8 protein-coding genes, 1 tRNA gene and 4 pseudogenes are annotated in these 11,560 nt (G+C 34.1%); 12 read left to right on the top strand and 1 reads right to left on the bottom strand.

Features of this window, described 5'->3' with window-relative positions:
• Window positions 1-188: 188 nt before the first annotated feature.
• Entirely contained in the window at window positions 189-1,106 is a 918-nt protein-coding gene (locus tag OPR50_RS02615) for an Rpn family recombination-promoting nuclease/putative transposase (protein WP_265024227.1), read from the bottom strand.
• Window positions 1,107-1,226: 120 nt separating this feature from the next.
• On the opposite strand from OPR50_RS02615, the pseudogene wmk reads away from it, so the two are divergent.
• From wmk to OPR50_RS02555, 12 genes and pseudogenes are all read left to right on the top strand, one after another.
• Window positions 1,227-1,908, top strand: a pseudogene (gene wmk, locus OPR50_RS02610) (WO male-killing family protein Wmk); the annotation flags it as partial.
• A gap of 211 nt (window positions 1,909-2,119) precedes the next feature.
• Complete coding sequence (locus tag OPR50_RS02605; protein WP_264339072.1) at window positions 2,120-3,073, top strand: IS110 family RNA-guided transposase; 954 nt, start codon at window positions 2,120-2,122, stop codon at window positions 3,071-3,073.
• Window positions 3,074-3,268: 195 nt separating this feature from the next.
• Window positions 3,269-3,496: pseudogene (locus OPR50_RS02600) on the top strand (WO male-killing family protein Wmk); the annotation flags it as partial.
• Window positions 3,497-3,667: 171 nt separating this feature from the next.
• Window positions 3,668-4,330, top strand: coding sequence for a JAB domain-containing protein (locus tag OPR50_RS02595; protein ID WP_230609182.1), 663 nt, complete (start codon window positions 3,668-3,670; stop codon window positions 4,328-4,330).
• Between the two features lie 106 nt (window positions 4,331-4,436).
• Window positions 4,437-5,220 (top strand): annotated as a pseudogene (locus tag OPR50_RS02590) (hypothetical protein); the annotation flags it as partial.
• A 191-nt stretch (window positions 5,221-5,411) separates the two neighbouring features.
• Window positions 5,412-5,792 (top strand): annotated as a pseudogene (locus tag OPR50_RS02585) (Rpn family recombination-promoting nuclease/putative transposase); the annotation flags it as partial.
• 214 nt (window positions 5,793-6,006) lie between these two features.
• Window positions 6,007-6,348 carry a hypothetical protein gene (locus OPR50_RS02580; RefSeq protein ID WP_265024226.1) on the top strand — a complete coding sequence of 114 codons (342 nt, stop codon included), beginning with the start codon at window positions 6,007-6,009 and terminating at the stop codon, window positions 6,346-6,348.
• 73 nt (window positions 6,349-6,421) lie between these two features.
• Window positions 6,422-7,747, top strand: a complete 1,326-nt coding sequence (locus OPR50_RS02575) for an IS4 family transposase (protein WP_265023871.1) — start codon at window positions 6,422-6,424, stop codon at window positions 7,745-7,747.
• Window positions 7,748-7,875: 128 nt separating this feature from the next.
• The gene (locus OPR50_RS02570) at window positions 7,876-8,373 is read left to right on the top strand and encodes a hypothetical protein (protein WP_265024225.1); all 498 of its coding nucleotides are present in this window, start codon (window positions 7,876-7,878) and stop codon (window positions 8,371-8,373) included.
• Window positions 8,374-8,436: 63 nt separating this feature from the next.
• A tRNA-Arg gene (locus OPR50_RS02565) sits at window positions 8,437-8,514 on the top strand.
• A gap of 82 nt (window positions 8,515-8,596) precedes the next feature.
• The gene (gene dnaJ, locus OPR50_RS02560) at window positions 8,597-9,715 is read left to right on the top strand and encodes a molecular chaperone DnaJ (RefSeq protein ID WP_174515787.1); all 1,119 of its coding nucleotides are present in this window, start codon (window positions 8,597-8,599) and stop codon (window positions 9,713-9,715) included.
• Between the two features lie 208 nt (window positions 9,716-9,923).
• Window positions 9,924-11,558 (top strand): ribonuclease J, encoded by a 1,635-nt coding sequence (locus OPR50_RS02555; protein ID WP_265024224.1) that lies wholly within the window; start codon window positions 9,924-9,926, stop codon window positions 11,556-11,558.
• Window positions 11,559-11,560: the final 2 nt, after the last annotated feature.

The raw sequence follows: 11,560 nt of genomic DNA, 5'->3' as shown, positions 1-11,560 counted from the left end.
GTTTTCCATATTGAACTTATAGCACATAGCTTTGATATAGAAGTTTGGGTAACGTTATGATAGTAATTTATATAATTCTATGTGCAATCTTTATAGCTGTTTTAGACAGTTCATTAGACTCTTAATTATAGGATATGTTTAACTGAGGAAAGATTTTCATAAATGTTGAAGTGAATAAGTTGTAGTATTTATGTTTTTTCCCTGAGTTGTAAAATTTCAGAATGAGAGAGACCGGTAATTTGAGCTATAACATCTATAGGGACACTGGCCTTGAGTGAGTTTTTGGCTACTTCAATATCCCTTTCTTTGCGACCTTCCACTCTGCCTTTTTCATGGCCGATTTGGATGCCTTCTTGTCTACCTTTGTGAGTAGCATCATCGAGTTTTTGTTCCAAGATAGCAGCTTCTTTCTGTAAATCCATTACCCTTTCTTCATAAGCTAGGAGATCCTTCTCATTCCAATGAAACTTATCTAACTCATCATATGCTAATTTTATTATTGGTGATTTTTCTGCTATTCTTCTCAAATCTTCATCAGTTGTTTCTTCTGCATATTTAAAGAAAAATAGCCAACGGTCTATTACATTTTCTAGCTGCTCTTCCCTGCTTTTAGGAAACTTTGGCAGCTCAATGAAGATAAATTGAAAATCTTTTAAGTCATGCTCGTTAGTTTTTTCATCTCTTATGGTATGGCTAGATATATAATCAAGCTTATCAGGAAATAAATTACAATTAGAAATAGCAATAAAGAAAACCTTCTTTAAATCAATATACTTACCACCTTTATCAGCTTGCCTCGAGTAAGCCTTAGCAGCATAAAGTTGAGCGCGTTTTTCAAAGCCTTTATCACGAGCGAGTTGCATCTCAATCACGTATCTGGCCCCAGTGGAATCTCTGCACAGGACATCAACAATACTCTGCTTATCAGAGGCAATTTCAGGATCCATAATGGTGCTAAGGAATTCGACATCTTGTATAGTATTTATTTCAGTAAATCCCAAAATATCATTCAAAAAATGGATAAGGATATTCTTATTTTTTTCAGTACCAAAAATTTTCTTAAAGGTCAGGTCCAGCTTTGGATCGAGAAACTTAGAAAGAGCCATGAGAAAGTAAGATAAAAAGCATTAATAATTATACACAATTGTGAAGAAATATTCAACTAAAATGCAAACATAGAAGTTTTTGTATATCTTTGTTTGGTAGTATTAACATGTATAATATTTATGGCAAACATCTCAATAAGGTATCAGATAGCACAAAAAGTAAGGAACTGGAGGTTAAAGCGAGGATATACTCAAAAAGATTTAGCGAAGAAAGTCAGTGTAACGTATCAAGTAGTACTACAATATGAAAAAGGAACACGTAAAATTTCGATTGAAAAGTTGTATGCTATAGCAGAGATATTGTCGATTGGTATTGTAGACCTAATTCCTGTATCAAATGAAAAAATCTGTCTTGAAGATGAGGGAGAAGAAATACTAAATCTAGTAAGAGAATATAAAAAGATTAATGATCAAGAGTTACGTAAGATATTTTGTTTACTAACCAAGTTTGTTCAAATTAGTGAGAAAAGTAGTAAAAAAGCAGAGAAAATAAAAATTGCAAAGGGTCTGGTTAAAGGAGGAGTTTCTGTTGATATTGTTGCAAAAACAATTGGTCTCTCTGCTGATGAATGTGTTGAAGAAAAAGGAGGTTCTATTTACTGCCAAATAGGAAAGAAGATAAAAGAATGGAAGAGAGTATACTCAAAAGGATTTGGCTGAGAAAATGGATACAACACGTGACGAAATAAGCAACTATGAGCAAGGACGTGTGGCCATTCCACTGGAAAAATTATATGCAATAGCAGAAACATTATCAATTAGCATTACAGATCTGCTCATAGAGGAAGATTGTAAGTTAAAAACATGATATAAATGAAGTAAGAGGGAAGATAACTCTACTCACTATAGGAATAGAGTTATCACGGGCGTGTGCGACCGAAAACCAATTGGTATTACAACCGTTTGTATCAAGGTACACTAGCCCTATCTCTCGATACGTTTGAATAGTTGTTTGGGAAATATATATACGCCCGTTTACAATCTTAAATTAACTAAAACTATCGAGGTTTATTATGGTTACATCTTATCAAAATTTTATTGGCATTGACATCGGAAAATTTAAAAATGTTGCTGCAGTTTACAACCAAAATAACATTATCAAGTTCGACAATAATGCTGATGGTTGGCAACTGTTGTTTAAAAAGTTTTCAGATATCTTACCTAATTCTTTGGTAACTTTAGAAAATACGGGCAAATATGAGCTTGGTTTATCACATTTTCTTGTTGGCAAGAATATTGCAGTACATCAAGCAAATACTCGAAAAGTAAAAAGTTTTATCTTGTCTCACGGAACTTTAGCAAAGTCTGATAAATCAGATGCGATGGCTCTTGCTCAATACGGATGTGAACGCCATAAAACTCTCTCTCTATTTGTACCTACTTCAAAAGAACAATCAACTCTAGCTGCACTGTGTCAACGTCGTGATGACATTACGCAAATGAGAACTCAGGAAAAGTGTAGACTGGAAGCTCCTGAAAATGACCATATAAAGGAAAGTTGCCAGAAGACCATTGAATTTTTCAATAATCAAATAAACGAACTCAATGACACTATACAAAAAATTATTGATGAAAGCCATGAGCTACAACAACGTCAAAAAATCCTTAAAACAGTTCCTGGAATAGGCAAAAAGTTATCACAAGATTTTTTGTGTTTAATGCCAGAGCTTGGCTACTTAAGTAGAAAAGAAGTAGCAAGTCTTGCCGGAGTAGCACCTCATCCTAAGGAAAGTGGTAAAGCTGTTGGTTACCGAAGGATTATGGGCGGTAGAAGTAATGTTCGTTCAAAGCTCTTCATATCAGCCATAGCTGTTACAAAGTCAAAATCTGTACTTGGTGCCTTTTATTCTAAGCTTGTTGAAAGTGGTAAGAAGAAGATGGTGGCTATAACAGCTCTTATGCGTAAAATTATAGTAATTGCTAATGCAAGACTTAAAGCAGCAATTACTTCACACAGTAGCAACTGACAATGAATATTGTGAATAAGTACGTCCACACAAACTTAAAGTACTTATTCACATATTCATTGGCTTAAGCAGGCAATAGCTGTTTGACATAAAATTCTATTCCTATGACGAATGGATTTTTATTACCTACATGATTGGATCAAGTTGCAAAATTACACAATAAAAAATTTTTTAAAAAACATAGTTGATGAGATAGTAGAAGATGAGCTACCTGATTTAATAAAAGAATACAAAAAAATTGGGAGTCAAGAATTACGCTATGCGCTAATAAAATCTCTGTTTGAAAGCATACAAATTTGCGAAGAGAAAGTGAAAAGAGCAGAAAAGATGAAAATTGCAAAAGATTTAGTGAAAGGAGTAATTCCAATCAACATTATTTTGCAAACTGTAGGAATCTCTTTAGACGAAATTCAACAAGTTTAAAATAAAAAAATCATCATATATTAATATATTCACTTCTTAATGAAAAAATAAGCAAAAAAGATTGAAAAATTGATTTGACTTCACTCGAAAGCTATGGCTTTATGCCAATGCTGATAAAAAGACAGCAGTAAATATCTAAAAAAAGTTTGTTGTTAGTGAAGGGTAAATTATATGAATAATAATAAGAATAAAGAAGAAATAGAATTCAGAATATTAGAAAGCAAAGGCAAAGCACTACTTGATCGTGAAATAATGGAAACATTTTTAAGTGCAGTACATGAAAGGCCGCAAGCTCAAGAAATTGCTAAAAATCTGGTGAATACTTATGCAGGAGTAGGAAGGATTTTAGGTAGAGAAATGGATGACCTGAAAGTTATAGAAGGAGTAACTGATTCTGCAGTAGCAATGATTATGTGTGTTAAGGAAACACTAGAAAGGGTACTGAGAGAAAAGCTCAAAAGTGAGCCAATAATGGACTTACAAGGGCTAGTAGAGTACTTAAACGTAAGTATAGGCCACTCAGAAAGGGAATGTGTAAAAATACTGTACTTGAATAAAAGGCGTCAACTAATTGGAGAAGAATCCTATATTGGTGAAATGGAAAAAGCACCAGTATACATAAAGGAAATTACAAGAAAAGCATTAATAAAGAATGCAACATTAGTAATAATGTCACACAACCACCCTGGGGGAAGTTTAGAACCATCAGAAGAAGATCAAGAAGTAACAAAGAGCTTAGCAGCAGCATGTAGTACTGTAAGCGTTAGATTATTTGATCATATTATCATTACAAGTGGGGGTTATTTTAGCTTTAGAGAAAACGGATTGTTATAGCAGAAAGTATTTGCAAATCTACTCATATTAATTTATAATGAGTAATATAATGTATAATAACAAAGTTTATTGTACACTTAAAAAGTATTTTTAATATGAGGTTTATATGACTAGTAAAGATCAGAATAAAAAGACTAATGTTAATCACAAGAAAATATTTGGTGCTCTTGAAAGCGTTGATATAGAGCAGTCTAAATTTGTGAGTAAAATTAATAGCCAGAAGGAGATAAAACTGGAAGATACAATGCCTTTCCCTAGCAGAAACGTTCGCGAAAACAAAATCAACTATGGAAAAGGACTTGATTATATATGGCACAAAACCTGTAAGTGATCAAGAAGATAAAAATCCATTTGCCTCAGCTTTGCAAAAAATAAAGCCAAATACAGAGAAGCTGAGCTGGTTTAAGAGTTCTATAGTAGAGGCAAAAAACATAAATGAATTGCACAAAGTTATAGACAAAGTACTAGCTTCTGGAGCAAGGCTAAATGCATGTAATGATGGAGAATGGAGCTTCGCGGAATATGTGATACTGGGCACACATTTTCATAAATTTGATAAGGCTGATCGTAAAAAGCTAATACGTAAATTAATGCTAAGTGGTGCAGAGTTTCATGATACTCTACTGCAGAATAAACTGATAGGTGAAATCTATAATGAGCTACAGCCAGAAGTTCAGCCACAGATAGATAAGCAACTAGAAGAGCTAGAGGAAGCTGGCGAAAATGCTGTGCAAGAAAGAGAATTAATAGATGTTGAGATAGATAATACAACATCGTATATAGAATTTTCTGGGAATAGTAAGGTAGAGGTAGCCAAAATACTGGAAGCAAACAGAAAGTTAGGAAGTAATATTTTAAAAATTGGCAATGATGCAGTTGAGGTTAGAAGCTTACTATTACCCACAAGTATAAATGTTTGTTGCATAGCTCTTAATGGCATAACTTTTGCTTGAAATAACTGTTTATATGGTGCAATTTACAGCTTTTAGTTGCTAAAATTATAACTCTTAGTTTAATAATTTTAATCTAATAAGCTTTCAGGTTAATAAAATTAAATTATTTGAGTAAATACAATACTATGTTTTTATTTGTGGGTAATAGTAAGGTTTTGAAGTCGAGTGAGGAGGGGCGACCTTCTTCACTTAGACAACAATATGCAGATGAAACTACGGAAGAAGACTTAAGGAAAATAGCAGAAAAAGCACCAATAATAAAGTTAGCCTACGATGAATTAGACAGGTTTAGCTGGAATGAAAAAGATTTAGTAGCATATGAAGAAAGAATAATGGATCTGCGGAAAGAAGAAGCCATTCTTGAATACAAACTTGAGGAAGGTATAGAGAAAGGAAAAATCGAAGTTGCAAAAAATTTACTTAAAGCTGGTGTATCTGTTAATTTAATAGCTGAATCCACTGGCCTTTCTCAAGCTGAAATTGTACAGCTTAAGCAAGAAGTGGCCTAAGTATCACGTTTTTCAGGGCTTTTTTAGCTCGGCAGTGGTCTGAAAAGTCCATTTTTCACTTTATAAAATGTTTATATTTTACCACCTACTTTATTTGAATAAGTTCTTCTGCCACACTCTGAACGGATACTTGAATCAGGCTCAAGTTGACAAGTAGATGTTATCTTGTTATAATAAATATTTATTAATTTAATCTTAACTTAAGAGGGTATTTATGGTAGCAAGTGATAGTGTTTTAAAAAGGTATGCGTTAGCCTATATAAAGAAATTAGGTAATAATAATAATATTGAAGGGTTTCTACAGTATTGTAATAATACACCGAATTTAACTTGGAGCAAGGAGAATTTTAAAAATGTGTATGAAGAATTTACATATCCAAATTCAAGCAATAGGCACGATACAGGAAGCAGAAATGATCAATATAACGCAGGGAATAACACACAACCTACAGGCCCTCAGACTACACATATACATGTATACAATGATAGAGGTTTAGATTTTTGGGATTATTTACTACTTCGCAGCCTGTTTGGTGGTCCATACGCGTCAAGTTAAGGAAATAAAGGTATGAAAGAGATAGAATAATAAGGTATAAGTTCTCCCAGATATACTTTTAGTGAGAGAACCAATGAATAAAATAACTTGCTTATCAAAAAAGCTCAAAGAAATTTTTAATGAAAAAGCAGAGAAAATCTCAATTACAACAAGGTTTATAAAAAGAAAGAGAAAGCTAAAAGGTTCATCATTCGTAAAAGCCATGGTCTTGGGTAATATAGGAGTTGATAATTGTAGCGTAGAAACAATGTGTCAATTACTAAACGAGGACTCGATAGATATAACAAAACAAGGTTTGGATTTTAGATTTACTGAAGAAGCAGTGGAATTTATGAAAAGGATGTATAATGAATCTGTGATTCTCTTTAAAAATATCTTGCAAGTTGATTGCAAAATCTTACAGCAATTTAATAGTGTTAAATTATTGGACAGTAGCTATATTACTCTACCTAACAGTATGGAAGAGATGTATAAAGGTTATGGTACTAGCTACAGTGGCTATGAAAGCAATACTAAGTCTGGAATAAAGTTACAATTAGTTTTCGACTACATGAATCAGATAATAGACCAACTTAATTTAACGGAGGGGGTAAGATCAGACCAGGGATATAGGAAACATTTAAGTAATATATTAAGCAATGATTTGCTAATATCTGATCTCGGTTATTTTGTGCCAAGTTCTTTTAAACAAATCAATGAAATAGGAGCTTATTTCATAAGTCGTTATAAATCCGATACCAACATATATGATGTAGAAACAAATCAAAAAATGGAGTTATTAGAATGTTTAGAGGATAAGTTATTTTTAGAAAACGAGGTATTGTTAGGAAAAGAAGCAAAAATTAGAGTAAGAATTATATGTCAGAAACTAACTGAAGAACAGTCTATGGCCAGAAGAAGGAAAGCTAATAGATTAGCAAGATCGCAGGGATATACATCCTCTAAAAGAAATCAAAAATTGTTGAACTGGTCAATATTTATAACTAATGTTCCAGAAAATAAAATTAGTGCTGAGCAAGTATTAACGATTTACAGAGTAAGGTGGCAAATTGAGTTATTATTTAAATTGTATAAAAGCCATATCAGGCTTGATAAGCTAAAAGGAAAGCCATGCAGAGTATTATGTGAACTATATGCTAAATTGTGCGCAATTCTTATATTTCACGGCATAGTTGGTTGCACAGAAGTGAAAAAGAATACAGAACTTAGCTTAACAAAGGCATTTATTGAGCTAAAAAGGCGGGTTAGAGAGTTATTTTTAGTATTAACCAAAATTAATAGTTTAAAAGCATTTCTTAAAAAACTCACTATAACTTGGTCGCGATTTTCATTAAAAGACAAACGTAGAAGGGCTAGAGTATCCACTTTAACCTCTCTAAATTTGCTCACAATCTCTTAACTTGACGCGTATGGTTTGGTGGTCATACTACAGTTATAAATAACCCTGGTTTCAGTAGTGGTAGCCATCAAAGCAGAGAATATAAGAAAAAAGACTCAGAAGACAATAGAAAGTTATTAGCTTTAGGTATGGTAGCTGCAGTTGTGTGTGTTGCTTTCCATGCTGGTATGTGTTTTTGGTATAACAGCAGCAGAAAAGTGGCTAGAAAAGAAGAAAAAATAGATTACCTGGATAGTAAATTTAAAACGTTCAGAAATATAGAATTTGCGGTTGGCGCTGTTTCTTTGACAGCTTTGGTAGCTTGTGCTGTTTACCCAGTCTTACCAGTGTGGGGTTTAGTTATCCTTGGCGTTAATTCTCTTGTGTGTTTTACTGGTGGTTTAGCTTTTCATATGAAGCATGAGGAAGAATCAGAAAATATCGAGAAAGCTAAAGGAGCGGTAGATAGCTGTCTTAGACAAGGGCATGGTTATGGAGATTCTTCTCGTTATGATGCACCACCTCCTTACTTTTCTCAAGATCCTAATACTACTCCAACTGCTCCTCCTTGTAGTGAATTTGATAATTCTAATGCGAAACGGCAGTTTGAGAATTGTGAGGGGTTCACGTATGATAGAAATCAATAGTTTTATTTTTAGCCAAATTAATTGAATCAAGCCACAAAATCTGCTAAAGTTAACTTTATGAAAGCACCCTTAGCTCAGTTGGATTAGAGCATTTGACTACGGATCAAAAGGTCGGGCGTTCAAGTCGCTCAGGGTGCACCACATTTTATAGGAAGCAGAAGTCACACTTGAAATTAATATATGCAATACCTATCTTTAAAGGTTAAGCACTAAACTATTATATATGAGCAAAAAAGACTACTATGAGCTACTGGAAGTAGGCAGAAATGCCAGTATTGATGAGATAAAAAAAGCGTATAAAAAATTAGCGTTAAAATATCATCCTGATAGAAATCCTGGCAATCAAGAAGCAGAGGAAAAATTTAAAGAAGTAACAGCTGCATATGAAGTTCTGTCTGACTCTGAGAAAAGGGCAGGCTATGACCGTTATGGCCACGAAGGTGCTTCTGGTGGATTTCAAGGCTTTAGCTCTGCAGGAGATTTTAGCGACATATTCAATGACTTCTTTGGTGGAGGATTCGGTGGTGGTGCAAGTAGATCGAGAGCAAAAAGAAGTACAACAGGAGTATCTGGAGCAGACCTACGTTATGATCTTGAAATTACCTTAGAAGATGCATTTAAAGGAATACAAGCGCCTATACATTATGTGACAAATGTAAAATGTGATACATGCCAAGGCACAGGTGGCGAAGGAGCAATTAAACCAGTTCAGTGCCACACATGCCAGGGAAGCGGTAGGATTAGAACTCAACAAGGCTTTTTTACCATCGAAAGAACATGTACTACATGCTATGGGGAAGGAGAAATAATACAAAACAAATGTAAGAAATGTGGTGGAAGTGGACGTAGAAGAGATGAAGTAAATATATCCGTTTCAATTCCAAAAGGCATAGAAGAAGGAGCTAAGGTAAGGATAAGTGGTAAAGGAGAAGCTGGAACAAAAGGTGGAAAAAGTGGAGATTTATACGTATACGTGAAAATAATTTTCCATAAAATCTTTGCTAGAAATAAAGCAGATTTACACTGTAAAGTGCCTATAAGAATGACACTAGCAGTGCTTGGTGGTGAAATCGATATTCAATCAATTGATGGAGCTAAAATAAAAGTAAAGGTCCCTGAAGGCACTCAAACTGGTACCAAACTACGTTGTAGGGAAAAGGGTATGCCATATATGAACTCACATGCTCGTGGTGATTTATACGTACAGGTAATAGTTGAGACTTTAAATCCAAAAAATTTAACTAAAAAGCAAATTGAACTATTAAAAGCGCTTGAAGAAGAGGAAAATGCAAGTGTACAACAGCAATCTGAAGGGTTTTTTAGTAAAGTAAAAAAAAAATAAGAAATCTGCTAAATGACATAAAGGGGTAACTGTTTACGGGTTTTCATTTAATCCTGCAATTCTTTGACCTTATTAATGGAAAACTTAACAATAGTGTTATTATTAGCCAACAGAAACTTCTTAGTTCCTTAAAACTATGTAAAAGCAATAAATTTCTTTATTTAAGGTCGAAGTTTTGCTATTCTCAGGTTTTAATAATTTAAATTTAATGAATATAAACAAAAATGAGTTTTTATTTCTTCCGCTTGGGGGAGTAGGAAGAATCGGGATGAATGTTAGCCTATATCATTACCAAGGTAAGTGGATTATGATCGACCTTGGTGTTGGTTTTGCAGATGAAACTATGCCAGGTGTTGAGCTGCTCATTGCTGATATAGATTTTATTGCTCAAAGAAAAAAAGATTTACTTGGAATAATAATTACACATGCACATGAGGACCACTGCGGTGCAGTGCCCCACTTGTGGGAAGAGTTGCAGTGCTCCATATATACAACAAAGTTTACGGTTAATTTTCTTAAAGAGAAACTAAAAGAATTTCGATTGGAAGGTATAGTGCCTGTGAAAGAGGTAGACATAAATGGCAGCATAAATTTGGGTCCTTTTACCGTCGAGTTTATAAATGTAACTCATTCAATTCCTGAGGCAAATTCAATATTAATTAGCACTGAAATGGGTAGTGCACTCCATACCGGAGACTGGAAATTTGATCCAAAACCTGTTGTTGGATTAACTTCTAATATGGAGCGTCTAAAAGAAATTGGCGATAAAGGTGACCTGCTTGCAGCAATTTGCGATTCAACCAATATATTAAGCAAGCATCACCCTGAGTCAGAAGGTGAAATTTATAATAATATTTATAACATAATAAAGCGGTCTAAAAAATTAGTTGCTGTTTCGCTATTCGCTTCAAATGTGGCACGAATTGAAACGATAAGCCAAGCTGCAAAAGCACTAAATAGAAAAGTAGTTTTACTTGGTAGATCTTTATGGAGAATAGTGAAAGTTGCACAAGATAGTGGTTATTTAACTGATTCTCCTCAGTTTCTTGAAGCAAAGGAAGTAGTAAATTTTCCAAGGGAAGAACTGGTGCTACTTTGCACAGGTTGTCAAGGTGAGCCACTGGCAGCTACCGCAAGACTTGCTGCTAAGAGTCATCAAGCATTTAAAATGCAGCAAGGTGATACCATGATCTTTTCGTCAAAAATCATTCCTGGAAATGAAACTCGTGCGCACAACATGCTCAATGCCTTTATTGAGATGGGGGTAGAAGTTATTACTGAAAAAACAGAGCATGTTCATGCTTCTGGGCATCCAACAAGAGAAGAGCTAAAGGAAATGTATTCTTTAATAAAACCGAAGATGTCTATTCCAGTTCACGGCGAATATATTCACACGCATGCACATGTAAAATTTGCTAAAGAGTGCGGTGTGGCAAAAGCAATAATGATTGCACCAGGTGATATTGTTAATTTGGAGAACGGAGAAAAGGTTGATTCAATTGATGTTGACTACTTTGGTATTGATGGTATGTTGCTACGTCATCCGGAGAGCAGTGTTATAAAAATGCGTAAAAGAATGAGAGATGCCGGAGTTATTGTGGTAACAGCAGTTGTAAACAAGAAAAATAAATTGCTTGCTAAACCAAAAGTATTTGTACCTGGTGTTTTTGAAGTGCTAGAAGATGCAGCTACCATACAGAAAATTGTCAAGAAAGTTGAGTCGTTGTTTAGTTTGCAGCCAACAAAAAAAATTAAAAATAAGATTGAAAGTTCAATATTGAGTATCTTAAAGGAATATTTACTAAAAAGGCCTATAATTGAGGTTCAGATAGAACAGGTATGAAA

It is taken from the genome of Wolbachia endosymbiont (group A) of Epagoge grotiana, assembly GCF_947251775.1.
Taxonomy (GTDB): domain Bacteria; phylum Pseudomonadota; class Alphaproteobacteria; order Rickettsiales; family Anaplasmataceae; genus Wolbachia; species Wolbachia pipientis.
Note: the sequence above shows the minus strand (reverse complement) of the source record. Positions and strands in the feature narration are given on the sequence as shown.